Source organism: Listeria sp. ILCC796 (assembly GCF_900186175.1).
Classification (GTDB): domain Bacteria; phylum Bacillota; class Bacilli; order Lactobacillales; family Listeriaceae; genus Listeria; species Listeria goaensis.
The window spans coordinates 65,858-82,901 of the sequence record NZ_FYBV01000001.1 but is presented as its reverse complement, the minus strand read 5'-3'; the positions used below and the strand labels follow the sequence as shown (position 1 = coordinate 82,901).

At 41.8% G+C, this 17,044-nt stretch carries 21 protein-coding genes; 1 reads left to right on the top strand and 20 read right to left on the bottom strand.

Annotated features, from left to right (window positions below; all coding sequences use genetic code 11):
• Nucleotides 1-97: 97 nt before the first annotated feature.
• Nucleotides 98-643 (bottom strand): bifunctional pyr operon transcriptional regulator/uracil phosphoribosyltransferase PyrR, encoded by a 546-nt coding sequence (pyrR, locus tag CFS04_RS00435; protein ID WP_088808633.1) that lies wholly within the window; start codon nucleotides 641-643, stop codon nucleotides 98-100.
• Nucleotides 644-887: 244 nt separating this feature from the next.
• Between pyrR and CFS04_RS00430 the strand changes: the two genes are divergently transcribed.
• Nucleotides 888-1,148 (top strand): hypothetical protein, encoded by a 261-nt coding sequence (locus CFS04_RS00430; protein WP_088808632.1) that lies wholly within the window; start codon nucleotides 888-890, stop codon nucleotides 1,146-1,148.
• Here the strand turns inward: CFS04_RS00430 and CFS04_RS00425 are convergent.
• From CFS04_RS00425 to CFS04_RS00335, 19 genes are all read right to left on the bottom strand, one after another.
• Nucleotides 1,138-1,779, bottom strand: a complete 642-nt coding sequence (locus tag CFS04_RS00425) for a hypothetical protein (protein ID WP_088808631.1) — start codon at nucleotides 1,777-1,779, stop codon at nucleotides 1,138-1,140. The genes CFS04_RS00430 and CFS04_RS00425 overlap by 11 nt on opposite strands.
• 188 nt (nucleotides 1,780-1,967) lie before the next feature.
• Nucleotides 1,968-2,867 carry an RluA family pseudouridine synthase gene (locus CFS04_RS00420; protein WP_088808630.1) on the bottom strand — a complete coding sequence of 300 codons (900 nt, stop codon included), beginning with the start codon at nucleotides 2,865-2,867 and terminating at the stop codon, nucleotides 1,968-1,970.
• Nucleotides 2,864-3,334: a signal peptidase II gene (gene lspA / locus CFS04_RS00415; protein ID WP_088808629.1), complete on the bottom strand. Its 471-nt coding sequence runs from the start codon at nucleotides 3,332-3,334 to the stop codon at nucleotides 2,864-2,866. The genes CFS04_RS00420 and lspA overlap by 4 nt, the downstream gene beginning before the upstream one ends.
• A 60-nt stretch (nucleotides 3,335-3,394) precedes the next feature.
• Nucleotides 3,395-4,684 carry an NCS2 family permease gene (locus CFS04_RS00410; protein WP_088808628.1) on the bottom strand — a complete coding sequence of 430 codons (1,290 nt, stop codon included), beginning with the start codon at nucleotides 4,682-4,684 and terminating at the stop codon, nucleotides 3,395-3,397.
• 96 nt (nucleotides 4,685-4,780) lie between these two features.
• Nucleotides 4,781-5,701 (bottom strand): metal ABC transporter substrate-binding protein, encoded by a 921-nt coding sequence (locus CFS04_RS00405; RefSeq protein ID WP_088808627.1) that lies wholly within the window; start codon nucleotides 5,699-5,701, stop codon nucleotides 4,781-4,783.
• A complete protein-coding gene (locus CFS04_RS00400) occupies nucleotides 5,698-6,531 on the bottom strand; it encodes a metal ABC transporter permease (RefSeq protein ID WP_088808626.1) in 834 nt (277 codons plus the stop codon). Before CFS04_RS00400 ends, CFS04_RS00405 begins: the two co-directional genes overlap by 4 nt.
• A 1-nt stretch (nucleotide 6,532) precedes the next feature.
• Complete coding sequence (locus CFS04_RS00395) at nucleotides 6,533-7,246, bottom strand: metal ABC transporter ATP-binding protein (protein WP_088808625.1); 714 nt, start codon at nucleotides 7,244-7,246, stop codon at nucleotides 6,533-6,535.
• A gap of 140 nt (nucleotides 7,247-7,386) precedes the next feature.
• On the bottom strand, nucleotides 7,387-7,800 hold the full coding sequence (locus CFS04_RS00390; protein ID WP_088808624.1) for a MarR family winged helix-turn-helix transcriptional regulator: 414 nt from the start codon (nucleotides 7,798-7,800) through the stop codon (nucleotides 7,387-7,389).
• A gap of 25 nt (nucleotides 7,801-7,825) precedes the next feature.
• Nucleotides 7,826-9,301 (bottom strand): S41 family peptidase, encoded by a 1,476-nt coding sequence (locus CFS04_RS00385; RefSeq protein WP_088808623.1) that lies wholly within the window; start codon nucleotides 9,299-9,301, stop codon nucleotides 7,826-7,828.
• A gap of 371 nt (nucleotides 9,302-9,672) precedes the next feature.
• On the bottom strand, nucleotides 9,673-9,879 hold the full coding sequence (locus CFS04_RS00380) for a copper ion binding protein (protein ID WP_088808622.1): 207 nt from the start codon (nucleotides 9,877-9,879) through the stop codon (nucleotides 9,673-9,675).
• Between the two features lie 12 nt (nucleotides 9,880-9,891).
• Nucleotides 9,892-12,105, bottom strand: coding sequence for a cation-translocating P-type ATPase (locus CFS04_RS00375; protein WP_088808621.1), 2,214 nt, complete (start codon nucleotides 12,103-12,105; stop codon nucleotides 9,892-9,894).
• Between the two features lie 14 nt (nucleotides 12,106-12,119).
• Nucleotides 12,120-12,416: a metal-sensing transcriptional repressor gene (locus tag CFS04_RS00370; RefSeq protein WP_088808620.1), complete on the bottom strand. Its 297-nt coding sequence runs from the start codon at nucleotides 12,414-12,416 to the stop codon at nucleotides 12,120-12,122.
• Between the two features lie 108 nt (nucleotides 12,417-12,524).
• Nucleotides 12,525-13,343 carry a D-alanyl-D-alanine carboxypeptidase family protein gene (locus tag CFS04_RS00365; protein WP_088808619.1) on the bottom strand — a complete coding sequence of 273 codons (819 nt, stop codon included), beginning with the start codon at nucleotides 13,341-13,343 and terminating at the stop codon, nucleotides 12,525-12,527.
• 69 nt (nucleotides 13,344-13,412) lie between these two features.
• Complete coding sequence (gene deoD / locus CFS04_RS00360; RefSeq protein WP_088808618.1) at nucleotides 13,413-14,111, bottom strand: purine-nucleoside phosphorylase; 699 nt, start codon at nucleotides 14,109-14,111, stop codon at nucleotides 13,413-13,415.
• A 13-nt stretch (nucleotides 14,112-14,124) separates the two neighbouring features.
• Nucleotides 14,125-14,355, bottom strand: coding sequence for a YozE family protein (locus CFS04_RS00355; RefSeq protein ID WP_088808617.1), 231 nt, complete (start codon nucleotides 14,353-14,355; stop codon nucleotides 14,125-14,127).
• An 84-nt stretch (nucleotides 14,356-14,439) separates the two neighbouring features.
• Complete coding sequence (locus CFS04_RS00350; RefSeq protein WP_088808616.1) at nucleotides 14,440-15,345, bottom strand: Gfo/Idh/MocA family protein; 906 nt, start codon at nucleotides 15,343-15,345, stop codon at nucleotides 14,440-14,442.
• A gap of 55 nt (nucleotides 15,346-15,400) precedes the next feature.
• Nucleotides 15,401-15,838 (bottom strand): peptide-methionine (R)-S-oxide reductase MsrB, encoded by a 438-nt coding sequence (gene msrB, locus CFS04_RS00345; RefSeq protein WP_088808615.1) that lies wholly within the window; start codon nucleotides 15,836-15,838, stop codon nucleotides 15,401-15,403.
• Nucleotides 15,839-15,844: 6 nt separating this feature from the next.
• Nucleotides 15,845-16,378, bottom strand: a complete 534-nt coding sequence (gene msrA, locus CFS04_RS00340; protein WP_088808614.1) for a peptide-methionine (S)-S-oxide reductase MsrA — start codon at nucleotides 16,376-16,378, stop codon at nucleotides 15,845-15,847.
• Between the two features lie 26 nt (nucleotides 16,379-16,404).
• Entirely contained in the window at nucleotides 16,405-17,031 is a 627-nt protein-coding gene (locus CFS04_RS00335; protein WP_088808613.1) for a YpmS family protein, read from the bottom strand.
• Nucleotides 17,032-17,044: the final 13 nt, after the last annotated feature.

The window sequence follows — 17,044 nt, the reverse complement described above, 5'->3', positions numbered from 1 at the left end:
AAAAACTCCCTGCGCTAGGCAAAGAGTTAGAAAGGTAGAGTTTGGCTCTACGACTCCACTCTTTGCTAGCCTCTCTGGACTGCATTTAAAAAGTGTTTTATTTGAGTATCATGATGGCATCTTCGTCCGTATCTACTTCAGAAAGATGCACTTCAATACGTTCTTCTTTTGAGGTCGGCACATTTTTCCCGACAAAATCGGCGCGAATTGGTAGTTCTCTGTGGCCACGATCAGCGAGCACCGCAAGCTCAATTTGCTCCGGACGACCAACGTCCATTAGCGCATCCATCGCTGCACGCACCGTTCGCCCCGTGTATAGCACATCGTCCACTAAGACAATCTTTTTCCCTTCTAAGGAAAATGGGATTTCCGAGCCGTTTACAGATGGTTCCCGCGTTTCTGCGTTTTTAAAACTTAAATCGTCGCGGTAAAGCGCGATATCGACTTCCCCGACAGGCACTGCCACGCCTTCGATTTCCTGAATGCGCGCTGCAATTCGTTTAGCAAGGAAAATGCCACGCGTTTTAATCCCGACGAGCGCTAAGTTTTTTGCGCCTTTGTTGCGCTCAATAATTTCATAGCTGACACGAGTAAGGGCACGCCCTACTGCTGCTTGATCCATGACGACTACTTTTTCAGCCATAATGTCCTCCTTTACATATAAAAACCCTTCACCAAAGCGGCGAAGGGTATACGTATCATGCGTATAGGGAAATACACTTTTCCCGTACAAAACGTTTACCTTTTTAGCCTCTCTGGACTACCTTTAAAGGTGCTCTTTAACTTCCTTCAGCTTACAGGAAAAAAGAATATGTGTCAATGCTTTTTACCTAAAAAAATAAATTCATGTTATAATGATGAAAGAATAAAGTAAAGGAGTGGCATTTATGGCTAAATCTAAAGCAAAAAAACAGCGTGAAAAGCTCGTGCGCGAAGGTCGCCTAAACCCAGAAATAAAACGCAGTCCTTTCCACACACTCGACTTATCCACACGCAAAACGAAAACCAAAAAAGATGCGTTGTATCAAAACAAATATAAAAACCATTCTTTGGGTGATGAAAAGAATGGTTTTTATTTTGCAATTAAATTGTTGTTTTTGTGTATTTGGAAAGGAGAAGGAAGATACTCCTTTTCGCTTAAAATGTAACCTCCATACTATCAGGAGCATTCGCACTTGTAAGGTTTTCAAAATACCAGAAGTACACATTGTCACCATCTAAAGTAATTGGAATAACTTTTGTTGCGGTTTGCCCGTCTATTTTTAATTTTGGTGTATTTATTGCTTTAGAAATTCCCCATTGTAACTTCGTAGTTTCTGGACTTAAATTAAAAGTTTGTTTTGGATTGTTCATTTTAATGGCTAGTTGAATCATTTCTACATCTGATAGTTTTGATTTTTTCTGTGAATCCAGCTGCGCCTGCCAGACAATTTGTGTTGCATTTGTTGGATTTGAATACTGTTCTTGTCCTGAGTCTAATTTTAATTGGTATTTATACACTGTTATCGTATCTTTATTTTCATAAGAAGATTTGAAAAATATGATTTGATGATTGTCGTCTTTTAAAGATAATAATTGCTCACCCAAACTATCTTTATCAAGAGCAACCGAGAAGGTATTATTTGCAGTAGCCTTATCAATAGATGGATAAAATTTCACAACATTTTCTTCATTTTTCTTCTCCTCTCCCTTCAGAGATTCAGCTGTATTTGAACAGCCCATTAAAACAAAGAAAATGCTTAATGAAATTTTTAAAAAAGCTACATTTTTTTGATTCATATTATGGCCTCTTTTCATTATGCAATTGCGCATGCTTGATTCCAGTCACTCTTAATCGGCTCCCTACTTTAACACCATTTTATCTTAAAATCTGCCGTCCCTTTTATCGCTGTGCACTTTTCCCCCAATATAACACAAAACTCTCGAACAAAAAAGAGCACCACGAAAGCACTCTTTTCCAAAAATATTCAATTTGATTCGCGTAATGTTGCGAGGGTTTCGTGAAAAACGTCTGGTAATGGAGCTTTAAAATGCAGGCGCTCGCCCGTTTTTGGATGTTCAAATCCTAACTCACTTGCGTGCAAGAATTGGCCGTTGCCTTTTAACGTGTTTTTTGGTCCATATTTCGGGTCGCCGGCAAGGGGGTGCCCGATGTATTTCAAATGAACGCGGATTTGATGCGTCCGGCCAGTATCTAGTTGGCATTTTATAAGCGTGTAGGCACCAAATCGTTCGACGACTTCAAAATGCGTGCGCGCTTCCTTGCCATCTGCAACAATCGCCATCTTTTTGCGATCTTCTTTTGCTCGTCCAATCGGCGCTTCAATCGTGCCCTTTTGGTGCTTAATATCACCATGGACGAGAGCCAAATAAATCCGGTCGCTCGTCTTGTTCTTCAGCTGTTCTGAGAGCGACTCGTGTGCCGCGTCGTTTTTCGCTACCATTAGAAGCCCCGATGTATCTTTATCGATACGGTGAACAATGCCAGGACGGACGACCCCATTTATTCCCGACAAATCCTTACAATGATAAAGTAGCGCGTTCACAAGCGTACCGGACATGTGGCCCGCTGCCGGGTGAACGACCATGCCTTGCGGTTTATTCACGACCAAAACATCTTGATCTTCGTAATAAATATCGAGTGGGATATCCTCTGCTTCCGCAACAAGTTCTGTGACCTCCCGAATTTGGTAGGTGATAACGTCGCCCGTTTGCACTTTATAGTTCGCTTTGACGCTTTCGTTATTTACAAGAACATCACCCGACTTTAGCATCGATTGAACAAGTGAACGGCTTAAATCGGTCAGTTCACTAAGTGCCTTATCTAGGCGGGCGCCTTTCATTTCTTCAGTAATTTCAAGCTTCATGAATTCGTTCCTTTCGTTTTGCGATCATCTAAGAAGACGTAAATAAGCATGAGCACTACCCCAATTGATAGCGAGGCATCCGCAATATTAAAAATCGGAAAATGATAGCTTCCCCACACGGTGGCAATGAAATCCACGACTTCCTGATGCAATAATCGGTCAATGAAATTCCCTAAAGCTCCGCCTAAAATGAGCGCCAAGCTAACAGAAAATAATGTGTGACCTTTCGCATACTTTTGCATAATATAAACAATAATGCCGACAACGATGACAGTAATAATATAGAAGAGCCACATTTTTCCTTCTAAAATGCTCCAAGCAGCTCCGTTATTTCGGTAACTTAGCCAGTAAAGGAAATTCGGAATCACCGTAATTTGTTCCCCGATTTCCATATTTTGTACCACTAGCCATTTTGTAAATTGGTCGACAATTAAAACGGCGACCGTGATGAGATAATAATAGTACATCTATTCTCCTCTTTTCCAAAAAGAAAAACCACCCATCGACTGGGCAGCTTTTCCGAGTCATTATATCCATTGTAAAATATATTGCGCTAAAAATAAAGCCGCAATCACATACATCACAGGCGAGATCTTTTCCTCTTTTTTTACAAATAAATGTAAAATGGGGTACGCGATAAAGCCTGCGGCAATTCCGTCCGCGATACTGTAGGCGAAAGGGATAATGACAATAATGAGTAGGCTTGAAAAACTATTCGCAGGATTTTTTAAATCCATTTCTTTTAATTCCTGTACCATCGACATCCCGATGATGATTAGAATCGGCGCAACCGCGCTGTTTGGAATAACTGAAAGGAATGGCATTAAAAAGAGCGAACATAAGAACAAAACACCCGTTGTAACACTTGCAAGGCCTGTTTTGGCGTTGCTTGCAATCATCGAGCCGCTTTCAAGTGCGGAAACCGTTGGACTTGTTCCGAAAATCCCGGATAAAAACACGGTCACAGAACTCGCTTGAAGCACTCGTGGTAAGCGTTCCTCATGTTTTAATTGCCGCACTTGACCGTATGTCAAACCGACCGTTTCAAACACGACAACCATCGTTAGAGAAAATACGCCAGACCAGAAGGCCACTTCCGTTATGCCGGAAAAATCGAGTTGCAAGAACACGTCTTTAAACGGTGCTAGGCTAAGCGCGCTTCCGCTCACTTTTCCGTTTATGCCGAAGAAATAGCCAATGATCGTTCCGATGAGTAGGCTGACTAAAAAGCCGCCTGGCACTTTGCGAATGACGAGAATCATCGTTACAAGTAGCGTGAGTATGGTCGCTAAAACGGCGGGGTCATCTAATTTACCAAGCGCTAAAATCGAATGACTGCCACGCGTTACAATTCCGCCTTTCTCTAAGCCAAGTAAAATCAAGAAGAACCCTAATCCAACTGTTATAGCTTGCTTCAAGACAAGTGGAATGGCTTCATTTAATTTTCGAGCCAAAGGGGTAAAAGCAAGCACCATAAAAATGATACCGCTCACGACAACGACAGCGAGCGCTTGCTCGAATGAAAGCCCCATCGTGTTTACTAGGCTGTATGCAAACAGCGCATTAATCCCCATACCGGGCATTAAAATAAGCGGTAAGTTTGCCCAAAAGCCCATTAGAAAACAGCCTACTACGGAAATGAAAATCGTTGCGATGACAACGCCCTCGTAACTCATTCCTGCCTCACTCAAAATCGAACTGTTGACAACAATGATGTACACAACGGTGAAAAAGCCAATCATGCCAGCTAAAAGTTCAGTGCGAATTGTCGTACCTTCCTTCTTTAGCTGAAACATTTGTTCAAAAACTTTTTTCATTTTTCTTCCCTCTATGAAATTGTCCCTCTCCCAACCCACAAGGATACGCCTTGTCACAAGATAAAATTATAGCAAAGAACTGGCTAAAAGTAAACGCTACTTCGCGAGTCCGCCGTGTATCCGCTCAAAATTGAGTTGCATCATTTCCAAATACGAGTCACCCGCTGTCCCGTTTTTCGCTGTTGAATCAGTAAACAGTTTGGCAACAATAGGGACGTCCGTTTCTTTGGAAACACTTTCCATGCTTCGCGGATCCACGCTCGTTTCAACAAATAAGCTTTTCACATTGCGCGTACGAATGGTCTTAATAATTTGGCGCATCTGTTCCGGAGTTCCTTGACTTTCAGTATTAATCTCCCAAATGTAAGCCGCAGAAAGTCCGTATCTTTCAGCAAAATATTTAAACGCTCCCTCACTTGTTACAAGAGTCTTCTGATTCTCATTCAAATCACCGAAAGCAGCAAGGCCTTCCGCATCTAGTTTCTCCAATTTGGCAATATAGTCCTTAGCCCGTTTTTCGTAATACGCTTTATTATCAGGATCTTTTTTGGAAAGTGCCTTCTCAATGTTTTTCACATAAATAATCCCGTTTGATACATCTAACCAAGCGTGCGGATCCGTTTCACTCTCCTTCCCCTTTTCCGTCAAATATTTCGGTTTTACACCTTCACTCAAAACTGTCGCATCGTCTTGCGATTTCCCGGTCGTTTCAAGCATCTTCGTAAACCAGCCATTGCCCGTTTCAAGATTTAAACCGTTGTAAAAAATAACATCCGCATCCGTTGCTTTCTGAATGTCCTCCGGTAATAAATCGTATTCATGCGGATCTACGCCTGCCTGCACAATGTTATATAAATCAATTTTATCTCCGCCAACATTTTTCACCATATCTGCTAAAATCGAATACGTGGCGACAACTTGCAATTTGTCAGTTGATTTTTCTTTATCGCTAGCCGCACCGCACGCACCAAGCACGACCAAAGCGAGGAAACTCGCAAATAAAATAACACGTTTCATCCTAAAACCCCTTTCTTTTTAACTAAAATAAGATTTTTGCTTATAAAAATGATGATAAATAAAAGCGTTGCCGTGAGTACAATGGTTGCGCCGGAAGCCAAGTTATAGCGATAGCTTAAAAACAGCCCAATCACAGAACTCACTGCACCGAATGAAGCAGCCAGAAAAATCATCGTCTTCAGCCGGTGGGTGATTAAATACGCTGTAGCAGCTGGCGTAATGAGCAGTGCAACGACGAGAATAATCCCCACTGTTTGCAGCGCCGCAACCGTCACGAGCGTGAGCATCAACATAAGAAAATAGTGCAAGAAGCGCGTGTTATAGCCATATGTTTCGGCCACAACCGGATCAAAAGAACTGATAAACAATTCTTTGTAAAAAAGGCCAATTAATGTGACGACAATGGCCGCAATTCCAATCGTCAGCCACATGTCTGATGAACGTACAGCGAGTACATTCCCAAACAAAATGTGATACAAATCCGTGCTGCTTTTCGCAAGCGTAATTAAAATAATGCCTAGTGCAAAAAAAGCACTAAATACGATTCCAATCGCCGTATCGCTTTTAATCGTACTTTTCTGGTTCACAAATCCAATCCCGAACGCCGCCAAAATACCGAATAGCACCGCCCCAAAGAAAAAATTAATGCCTGCCATATACGAAATCGCAACGCCTGGTAACACCGCATGACTAATTGCATCCCCCATCAGCGACATACCACGCAAAATGATAAAACTACCAATGACGCCGCACACAATTCCTACCGCAACAGACGTAAGCAATGCTTTTTGTAGAAATTGGTATTCAAATAATCCTTGAACAAATTCCATTTTATCCGCCCCTCACCATTTGAACCTCATAAGCTCGTTTAATCATCTCGTCTGTAAAATGAGCCTCAACAGGTCCAGCTGTAATTAATTTTTTATTTAGTAAAATAATCTCATCGAAATATTCTGCTACTTTATGAAAATCATGGTGAACAACGACAATTGTTTTGCCAGAGTCGCGCAGTTTTTTCAGCAGTCCCATAATAAATCTTTCACTCGTCGCATCAATTCCCGCAAAAGGTTCATCTAGCAAAAAAATTTCCGCATTTTGTGCTAGCGCTCGTGCAATAAAAACGCGTTGCAATTGTCCGCCAGATAATTGACCAATTTGTTTCTTTGCATAGCTTTCCATTCCAACTTGTTTAAGCGCCTGATGCGCCCGCTCTTTTTCTTTCTTTCCGGGCTTTTGCATCAACCGCAAACTTGGATAGGTTCCAAGCAGAACCGTTTCTTGGACAGTTATAGGAAAAGTTAAATCGATTTCACTACGTTGCGGAACATAAGCAATTTTTTGTTTCACTTTTATAAGCGCCACATCCGAAATCATCACCTCTCCTGCTTCACGCTTCACGAGCCCCATCATCGCTTTTAGTAACGTCGATTTCCCAGCCCCGTTAGGCCCAATAATTCCCGTTAATTTTCCAAGCTTTATCGCAACACTAATATCGTCCAACACAACTTTATCTTCGTATCGAACCGTGATATTTGTAATATCCATAAAATCCTCCTCTTTCCTAAAAGACTCTTTTTGAACTAAAACTAAAATTGTTTCCTTTGACCAACTTTTATTTTAGTATAATCGAGACATTTTAAAAAGGCAAGGTTTTTGTATAAAAAAGAACCTCACATACGTGAGGTTCAATCAATTGAGTCCGCTAACTTTTTTAATAGCCGTTTAAATTCTTCTTGTTCGGCATCTGAAAAGACAGCGAAGCGTTTTACAATTAATTCGCGTTTTCGTTTGCTGACTTCCTTAACAATTTTCTCCGCTTCGTCAGTGAGTGAAAGCAAAATGATGCGTCTATCTTCTGTTAAACGATTGCGCGTAATAAGCGAACGAGCGACTAGCGCGTCCGTGAGTGATGTAATGTGACTCGCCGAAACGTCCAGTTTTCTAGCTAAATCACTCGTTTTATTAACACCACTACTAATCAATCTCAAGACGCGGTATTCACCGCTGCTCATTTTTTTGTCTAAAACAGATTCAATATCATGGCGAAAACTGCTGAATACTCTTTTGACGGCTGCTTCAATTTCTAAATAGTTATCCACTTCAATATCCTCCTGTGTGTATCTCTTATTTGGTCATCGCTTTTGCGGCATTTAATTGCGGATCGTTTTCCTTCAGTTGTTTTTGAATCAACTCCACTAACTTGTCCGTCGTTTTCCCAGTCATAATGCCTGTTTGTTCCAAATCATTATCACGTTGGAAGCGTTCCACTGCATAGGCGGTTTCGGTTGTGTAAAGCCCATCAACATCGCCAACATTGTAGCCAAGGGCTTTTAGGAGTTCTTCAATGGTCTTAACATTGTCGCCAAAATCATTGATTGTATATTTCTCGCTGCTAGGTGGAACTGTTGCTGTCGCATAAGCTGGCATGCTGATGACCTTATCAGGCGTAATTCCTTTTTTATGAATCCATGTGCCGTTTGGTGTGAGCCACTTCGCAATGGTTAGTTTAATCGTTGACCCGTCCTCGATAGTTTTAGCTGTTTGGACCGTGCCTTTTCCAAAGGACTTCGTACCAACGATTTGAATATCCCCTGATTCACTCGCTGCTGCTGCTAAAATTTCCGATGCGCTTGCGCTACCATTATCAATCAATATCGTTGTTGGCACTTTTACTTTATAGCCATCATTTGCTGAACTGTCTGCTGTAATGGCTGTTTTCTCGCCATCTTTGTCCTCTTCTTGCACAACCACTTTCCCATCTGGAACGAACATACTAGCAATACTTACCGCTTGATCCAGCAAGCCGCCTGGGTTTCCGCGCAGGTCCATAACAAGACCTTTCATGCCGTCTTTATCAAGTGATTTCAATGCTTTTAAAAGTTCTTCAGATGTATTCTCAGAGAAAGTACTGATGGTGACGTGCGCAATTTTATCGTCGCCCATTTCTTTATAAACCGTTTCAATCGGAATTTCTGCACGCGTGATTACCACATCAAAAGGCTTATCAACACCAGGGCGTTGAATAGTAAGTGTTACTTTCGTGCCTTTTTCCCCGCGGATTTTTTTCGTTGCTTCTGTGGCAGTATCACCTTTGACTGATTTCCCGTCTACTTTTAAAATAATATCTTTTGGTTTAATGCCCGCTTTTTCAGCTGGAGAATTTTTAATCGGTGAAACGACCATGATGTTTCCGTCCTGCTCTTGAATTTCAGCACCGATTCCTTCAAAGCTTGAGCTAATCGAATCATTGAAATCCTCCGACTCTTTTTCTGTCATAAAAGTTGAGTAGGGATCATCTAGCGAATTTATCATCCCTGTAATCGCTCCATCAACTAAATCTGCTGAATTCGTGTCTTGGTAGAAGTTTTTCGTAATCTCGTCGTACGCTTCATATAATTTTGTAAACTCTTTACGTTCTGGAATGGAAACTTTTACTTGTTTATCTTCCCCAAGTGACATCACAATCGTTGTAACAAGCGCTGTCACGAACACAAAGGCAAATAAAAGCATAATAAATGGAAATGTCTTTATTTTAATATAGCCATGTCCTGGCTTCTGTTTTTTCGAGTTATTCTCATCTTGTTGTTGGTTTTGATCCATCAACCTTCACCACTTTCTTTATGTATAGCAACTTTCATTTACTATCCTAACTTTTTTATTTTAACAGTTTTTCCCCGTTTATGGTATCCTTTTCCATTGAAATAATTGTAATAAGCTTACAATATAAAAAGCGCAATCAAAAAAGATTGCGCTCAGCTTGTAGAAAAACTCTAAACTTTAAGCCAAACAAAACGTACCACGCACAATCAGACTGATGACAAATGGTGAGATTCTAGGCAAAGCCGAGTACCGCACCGGAGCGTACTTGAGTACGTGAGGAGCGGAACGGAGGCTTTAACGACGAAGATTGCTGTTTGTCATCAGTCTGAGCGCAATCAAAAAAGATTGCGCTTTTTATATTTCCTTCGCGATTAAACGACTTCATAGCCTGCTTCTTCAACAGCTTCCGCCATTTGTGTTTGGGTTACTTTGCTAGCATCAAAGCTAACCGTCGCAGTTCCTTCTTCAAGTGAAACTGTGGCTGCTGAAACACCAACTAATTCTCCTAGCGCTTTTTCAACGCGCGCTTTGCAATGATCGCAGCTCATTCCTTCAATTTCTAATACTTCTTTTTCCATACTAATCTCCTCCTAATTTTTAAATTTATATCTTTTTAGTCGCAGTGCGTTACTGACAACAGATACGGAACTAAACGCCATGGCAAGTCCTGCAACCCACGGGGCAAGTAGCCCAAGGGCTGCAATTGGAATACCGGCACAATTATAGGCTAACGCCCAAAAGAAGTTTTGTCGAATGTTTCGCATCGTAGCACGGCTAAGCTCAACGGTTTCTGGAATGAGCGTTAAACGATGGCCAACAAGCGTTACGTCACCAGTTTCAATTGCTATGTCGGTACCTGTTCCGATGCTAATTCCTACATCAGATGCGGCAAGAGCTGGGGCATCATTTATACCATCGCCAACAAAGGCTACGACATGACCTTCATTTTGCAGTTTAACGACTAACTCACTTTTATCCCCAGGGAGTTGTTCTGCAAAAAATCCATCAAGTTGTAAGGCGTCAGCCATATTTTGAACGACAACGGTTTGGTCACCCGAGGAGACAAAAGTTTTAATTCCTTGCGCCTGCAAGCTTCGAATCGCCTGAACCGCTTCTGGACGAGCTACATCAGATAACGCGAAAGCACCCGCAAAAGTTCCTTCAATCGCCATTAATACGACCGTTTTCACCTCTTGCATAAAGGATTCAACTTGTTCGCGAGCATCCTCAGAAAGCTCCGTTATCGCCTGAATATACCGGTAAGAACCGAGCTCCACTTTTTGACCGTCCATGACACTTGACATGCCGTGGCCTGCTTTTGCGCGAACGCGACCAATTTCAACGCCGTCCGTTTGAACACCGTCTTCAGCGAGCTTACGATTTATCGCCATCGCAATTGGATGTTCACTTTGCGACTCAATTGCGAGCGCATATTTTAGAAAGCGTTCATCGGTACTAAAAACATCCGTCACATTTAGCTTGCCTTCTGTAAGCGTACCTGTTTTATCGAAAATAATCGTGTCAACTTTCGACGTGCGTTCAAGATGTTCGCCACCTTTGAATAAAATACCATTTTCAGCGCCTTTCCCAGTTCCAGCCATAATGGCGGTTGGAGTCGCTAGGCCGAGCGCACATGGACAGGCGATGACAAGCACGGCGATAGCGACTTCAAGCGCGTGACTCAACTCGCCGCCAACTAAAAGCCAAGTAATAAACACGACAAGGGCGATTCCTAAAACTACGGGGACAAAAATACCCGAAATTTTATCGGCAATTCTTTGGATGGGCGCTTTCACGCCTTGAGCCTCTTCTACTAATCGAATAATTGATTGCAAGACGGTTTCTTCCATTCGTTTCGTTACGCGAACTTGCAAGGCACCATCAAAATTCACCGTACCACCGATGACGTCGTCGCCTGCTTTTTTATTCACGGGGACTGGTTCTCCGGAAATCATTGACTCGTCGATACTCGTTTCGCCAGATACAATAATACCATCTATGGGTATTTTTTCGCCCGGACGAATGACTAAAATATCCTCTAGGCGGAGCTCTTCAAGCGGTACCTTCCATTCTTTTCCGTCGCGAAGCACGTTCGCCTCTTTCGATTGAAGTTTTAGTAACCCTGCGATGGATTCCGTCGTGCGTGAAGTCGCATAGCTTTCGAGTAGTTTCCCAAGCAAAATGAGCGTAATCAGAATCGCACTCGTTTCAAAATAGTAATGCGGCATATCTGTTTGTCCTGTCATTTGCAAAATGTACTCGACAAGGCTGTAAAAATAAGCTGCGCTCGTTCCAAGTGCGACGAGAACATCCATATTCGCGCTTTTCCCCCGAAGTGCTTTGTAAGCTCCGTCATAAAAACGATACCCAATAATAAACTGCACAATGCTGGCTAAAACGAGTTGAACTGTCGGGTTAATGACGTTCATCACAGTGTGGGCAAAGCTTGTCGTAGCAAGCCCGGGAATATGTGAAATCATCGTAAGTAAGAGCGGAAGCGAAAGAATCGCCGAAATGACAAAACGCCAAACTTCTTTTTGGAAATTCTTCGCTAAAATTTCGTCTTTTTCGGCTTTGGACATTTTTTCTTTCGCATCATATCCTGCGTGCTTGACAACCCCAATCAAACCATCTGGCGAAATCACGTCTGGGTCATAGTAAACCGCCGCGCTTTCCGTTACCAAATTGACGTTCGCCTGCTTAACGCCATCTGCTTTATTTAATGATTTTTCAACGCGCGTCGAGCAGGCCGCACACGTCATACCAAATATATTTAAATCTTGCCGAATGTATTTCTCCTCCATTTAAAACACTCCTTTTACGTTTTGGAAAATTGGCGTATTGTTTGGACCAAATCATCCAAAACTGCTTCGCCGTCGCCCTGACTTGCAGCGTCCATCACGCAGTGCTTCGTGTGATGCTCAAGCACTTCTAGTCCAACTTTTTTTAGCGCCGAATTCGCCGCCGAAATTTGCACGAGAATATCCGTACAATACCGATCATCTTGCACCATTTGTTGAATTCCACGAATCTGTCCTTCCACGCGCTTTAATCGATTTAAAATTTGCTTTGTTTCCTCCGAATCGCGCGGAACAATTGGTTTATCCATATTCATGCGAGCCCCTCCTTTTTCGATTTACAATTACCATTATACCCCCTATAGGTATAAAAGCAAGTGTTTTGTTCAAAAAAAAGAATCATGATACATCATGATTCTAAAAAACTACTTCGCACTAGCCGCCTGAACTTCCTTATCCAAAGCTTCTACGTGGTCAAAAAATTCTTCTAGCGTCCAGTTATTTTCGTAAATAATTTTAGCCGCATCTACACCCACATAACGGAAATGCCAAGACTCATATTGATATTCTGTAATGGCTTCCTTGCCTGCTGGATAGCGTAAAATAAATCCATACTGATGCGCATTTTCTTTCGCCCACTTGCCTTCTGGTGTGGCGCCAAAGCCTTCGCTTAAATTGAAATCCGCACTTTTAGATGAAATATCCATCGCGAGCCCCGTTTGATGTTCGCTAGTTCCCGGATAAGCCACAGCCTCGCGCGCCTTAGCATCACCTTTCGCATTTACTTCGGCTTGGAAAACTTCTTGTTGGCGTTTATAAGAACGATACCCCGATACGGCATATAAATCGTACCCAGCCTCTTTTGCTCCTTGGAACATTTTCGAAAGACCTTCCGCTGCCTCTTTTCGCATATGCGCTTTTTCAATAGAAGTATCTCCGAATGAGAAAGCGACATCAGGCACGACTAAGTCGGCTGGTGCATACGTTGGTTGCATCGAGTATTTCTTATTCGCTAAAATTAAAAGATTATCTTCATTTTCAATATACGTAATGCCATTTTCCACTTTTGTCTGATTTTGCTTATCAATAAACGGATAAAGTGGGTCTTTTTTTAATTTTTGCAGTTCCGTATTTTGTGTAACTTCGTTTGTCGGTGCATTTACTTGCTTTTGCGAATCAACATCATGAACAGTTTGTACGATGGACACACAAATCGCAAGCGCTATGCCAATAATTGTATTCATGTGAAATGATCAACCTTTCTGAATAACTGCACAATGCCCCCATCAGCTTTTTAAGTTCTAAATTTCGTTTTAGCGTGTAGCGGAAAGCGCCACTTCAATCATATCATCGAAAGTCGTTTGGCGTTCTAATGCCGTTGTTTCTTCCCCAGTAAAAATATGATCGCTAACGGTTAAAATTGCTAACGCACGACGATTGTATTTTTGAGCTAGCGTATAAAGTGCAGCGGCTTCCATTTCAATCCCAAGCACACCATAATCCGCTAATTTTTGTTTATCAAGCTCATCATTGTAGAAACGGTCAGATGAAAAGACATTGCCAACTTTAATTGATAAGCCTTTTTCAACACCTGCGTCATACGCTTTTTTTAGTAAGCTAAAATCTGCAACAGGTGCAAAATCAACACCGTCAAACGTATTGCGATTAATTTGTGAATCAGTAGAAGCCGCTTGAGCAATGACTACATCACGTACTTTGACGTCTTTTTGCATGCCGCCCATTGTACCAACACGAATTAAATTTTGCACGTCATAACTTTGAATGAGCTCATTCACATAAATCGATATCGATGGTACACCCATTCCTGTTCCCATGACGGACACTTTTTGCCCTTGATAAGTTCCTGTAAAACCAAGCATCCCGCGAACATCATTAAATAAAACTGGCTTTTCAAGAAAGCGCTCCGCAATATGTTTCGCACGTAAAGGATCTCCTGGCAATAAAATACTTTCGGCAATTTCACCTTGTTTTGCTGCAATATGTACACTCATCTTACTTTCCTCCTTAGCGGTTTTTTTCTTCGTCTAACAAGTACTCGTCCCAAAGTTCATCAAAAGTCGCCATACCATTTAAATAAGGCGCATTTAACTCTAAATAATCACTTACAGTATGATAATTTTTCGCTTGTTTTGGAAAACTATGATCTTTATAAGCCGCATTCGCAAAATTTGTTTTTGCGTCCTGCTTTACTGGATCCCGATAAGTCATTAAAAAATGGTAAAAAGATCGTCCCAAATTCGTTCCCTCCATCTTGTTTTTCAACTTTTACTATAGAGGATTTTCGCGAAAAGGTAAAGCTAAATTGTAAAAATGATGAAATCAGCGCTCAGATAGCTTTTTCAAGATTGCTTCACAAATTTCGTGGGTTTCTAGTGCGTCATCTTTTGAAATTGGTTCTGCCGCACCGCTTCTGACAGCATCTAAAAAGGCATGGATAATCGGTACGAAGCCGCGTTTTGCGAGCGTTCCTTCCCAATCTGCATGGCGCACTAGGCGCGTTTCGATGCCGGTTTGAATCGTTAGTTCCGTCAAATTGGCGACGGTCCATTTTCCGTTTTTCGTCATCAATTCAGCTTTTTCTTCGCTGACACCGCTATTTCGGTTCATGATGGCCGTTGCGTTTTTCGTTTCGCCCTTGAATTGTACCGTTACACTCGCTAATAAGTCTCCGTCAAACGTACCGTAGACATCAAAATCCTGAATTTTTTCCCCTAAAAGAAAACGAACCGAATCGATAACATGAATGAAATCGTCATAAATGAACGTTCGCGCCTCACCTGGTTGGTTCGGGCGATTTTTTTGAATGACAATCATATTGGCATCTGGAAGCTCTTTAAGCGTTTGATAAAACGGCACAAAGCGGCGATTGAAGCCCGTCATAAACAGCGTCTTTTTTTCTTTTGCAAGTGCTGTCAATGCGCGCGTTTCCTCGATATTATCCGAAATCGGTTTATCAACATATACGGAAATCTGATTGTCTAAAAGTTGGCGCACGATTTCTGGATGACTTGCCGTTGAACTATGTACAAATGCGGCTTCAATACCCGCTTCAATGAGCGAATCAATCGACTGATGAATATGCGGAAAGCGATATTTATCGCTAAGCTGTTTCAATTTCAACGAATTTCTTGTATAAAGATGAATTTCAACATTTTCCATTTCTGCAAAAACTGGCAAATACGCCTTTTGTGCAATCCCACCTAACCCAATAATTGCGACTTTCATTCTAGCACTCTCCTTTAAAAGAAGGCCCTTTAGAATGTCCAAAGAGCCTCCTGATTTATTCAAACAGTTTTTGATATTCTGCATAACCTTCTTTTTCCAAGTCACTTCGTGGTACAAAGCGAAGCGCTGCTGAATTAATGCAGTAGCGCAAACCACCACTTTCCCGTGGTCCATCTGTAAACACGTGTCCTAAATGGGAGTCGGCTTCTTTTGAACGAACTTCTGTCCGTCGCATGCCGTGACTCGCATCAAATTCTTCTGCGATTTCTGCCGCATCAATTGGCTTTGTGAAGCTCGGCCAGCCGCAACCCGCATCATATTGATCTTTGGAAGAAAAAAGCGGCTTTCCAGATACGATATCCACGTAAATACCCTCACCAAAATGATTGTAAAATTCATTTTCAAACGGGCGCTCCGTTGCGCTTTCTTGCGTCACTTTATATTGTAAATCCGTGAGTTCGCGTAGCCTTGCTTGTTTTTTCTCATTATTCATAGCGCATCACCCTTCCCAGTGCGACTGAATAAACTGATCACGGCCAGATGCATTTCGGTAGCCCTTATAATGACGCGCATCTTTTTTATAAAAATCTTGATGGTAGTCCTCTGCCGGATAAAACGTTTCAGCCGGTACAATTTCCGTTACAATCGGTTTTTTAAAACGACCACTTTTGTCTAAAGCTAGTTTTGATTTTTCGGCAATAGCTTTTTGTTCAGCATTATGGTAAAAAATTGCTGGCCGGTAGGAATCGCCGCGGTCAACAAATTGGCCAGTCGCATCAGTTGGATCCGTTTGCTGCCAGTAAACCTCGACTAATTTATCATAAGGAAAAACTTCTGGATCAAACGTAATTTCAACCGCTTCCGCATGTCCCGTCTTACCGCTACAAACTTCCTCATACGTTGGATTTTCCGTAAACCCTCCCGTATATCCCGATACAACTTTCAAAATGCCCGGTTGCGTGTCAAAAGGCTTCACCATACACCAAAAACAACCGCCTGCAAATGTCGCTTTTTCTAAATGTTTTTCCGTCAAAATTATCACCCTTCCTACCAAAAAAACTATTTCACTGGTACTAAAAGTGTAAACGAAATATCATCTTTCTTCAAATTTAGCGCATCGACACGAACTTTCGTATCCCCTTTTAATTTTAAACGATCGAGTGCAAGATAGATTGTTTTCTTTTTCGGAATCACCGTCACCCAATCAGGGAATTTATATTCCTTGTTCACAAAACTCATCACAGAAGAAACCGGCAGCGGCAGCGCACCAACCGACATACTTTTAAGCGTGAGTAGCACATTTCCATCGTCCACTACTTTTGGGGAAAAATTAAGTGTCAGCTGGATCGGTTCATTAAACAGTTCCGCTTCCGCTTGGAAAGTCACCGTGTTGCCAACATAAACGTCATAGCCAATATCATCATCATTCGTAAAATCATCAATGTACGTCGCAATCAGCTTATTTAAATCCGCTTTCGTCGTACTCGTTTGAAACTCCACATTCTTTTTATTGCTAATTAAAGCCGGCCCACCAGATTCAGTAGGACTTAAAACGAAAATCGACAAATAAATCCAAATGAAAAATCCGCCAATAAGAAGTAATAACGCCAAACAAATGATTTTCCAATAATTTATTTGCCGCTTTAAATCCGCTTTCGTTTCATTATTTCGCTTGCTCCGCTCCAAACCAATCACCTTT

Excerpts from the sequence above, each read along its gene's own strand:
- CFS04_RS00405 (WP_088808627.1), bottom strand. The coding sequence starts at position 5,701 with ATGAAACGTGTTATTTTATTTGCGAGTTTCCTCGCTTTGGTCGTGCTT.
- CFS04_RS00395 (WP_088808625.1), bottom strand. The coding sequence starts at position 7,246 with ATGGATATTACAAATATCACGGTTCGATACGAAGATAAAGTTGTGTTG.
- deoD (WP_088808618.1), bottom strand. The coding sequence starts at position 14,111 with ATGAGTGTACATATTGCAGCAAAACAAGGTGAAATTGCCGAAAGTATT.
- msrB (WP_088808615.1), bottom strand. The coding sequence starts at position 15,838 with ATGAATAATGAGAAAAAACAAGCAAGGCTACGCGAACTCACGGATTTA.
- CFS04_RS00380 (WP_088808622.1), bottom strand. The coding sequence starts at position 9,879 with ATGGAAAAAGAAGTATTAGAAATTGAAGGAATGAGCTGCGATCATTGC.
- CFS04_RS00385 (WP_088808623.1), bottom strand. The coding sequence starts at position 9,301 with ATGGATCAAAACCAACAACAAGATGAGAATAACTCGAAAAAACAGAAG.
- CFS04_RS00350 (WP_088808616.1), bottom strand. The coding sequence starts at position 15,345 with ATGAAAGTCGCAATTATTGGGTTAGGTGGGATTGCACAAAAGGCGTAT.
- CFS04_RS00430 (WP_088808632.1), top strand. The coding sequence starts at position 888 with ATGGCTAAATCTAAAGCAAAAAAACAGCGTGAAAAGCTCGTGCGCGAA.
- pyrR (WP_088808633.1), bottom strand. The coding sequence starts at position 643 with ATGGCTGAAAAAGTAGTCGTCATGGATCAAGCAGCAGTAGGGCGTGCC.
- CFS04_RS00420 (WP_088808630.1), bottom strand. The coding sequence starts at position 2,867 with ATGAAGCTTGAAATTACTGAAGAAATGAAAGGCGCCCGCCTAGATAAG.
- CFS04_RS00410 (WP_088808628.1), bottom strand. The coding sequence starts at position 4,684 with ATGAAAAAAGTTTTTGAACAAATGTTTCAGCTAAAGAAGGAAGGTACG.
- lspA (WP_088808629.1), bottom strand. The coding sequence starts at position 3,334 with ATGTACTATTATTATCTCATCACGGTCGCCGTTTTAATTGTCGACCAA.
- CFS04_RS00400 (WP_088808626.1), bottom strand. The coding sequence starts at position 6,531 with ATGGAATTTGTTCAAGGATTATTTGAATACCAATTTCTACAAAAAGCA.
- CFS04_RS00425 (WP_088808631.1), bottom strand. The coding sequence starts at position 1,779 with ATGAATCAAAAAAATGTAGCTTTTTTAAAAATTTCATTAAGCATTTTC.
- CFS04_RS00375 (WP_088808621.1), bottom strand. The coding sequence starts at position 12,105 with ATGGAGGAGAAATACATTCGGCAAGATTTAAATATATTTGGTATGACG.
- CFS04_RS00370 (WP_088808620.1), bottom strand. The coding sequence starts at position 12,416 with ATGAATATGGATAAACCAATTGTTCCGCGCGATTCGGAGGAAACAAAG.
- CFS04_RS00365 (WP_088808619.1), bottom strand. The coding sequence starts at position 13,343 with ATGAATACAATTATTGGCATAGCGCTTGCGATTTGTGTGTCCATCGTA.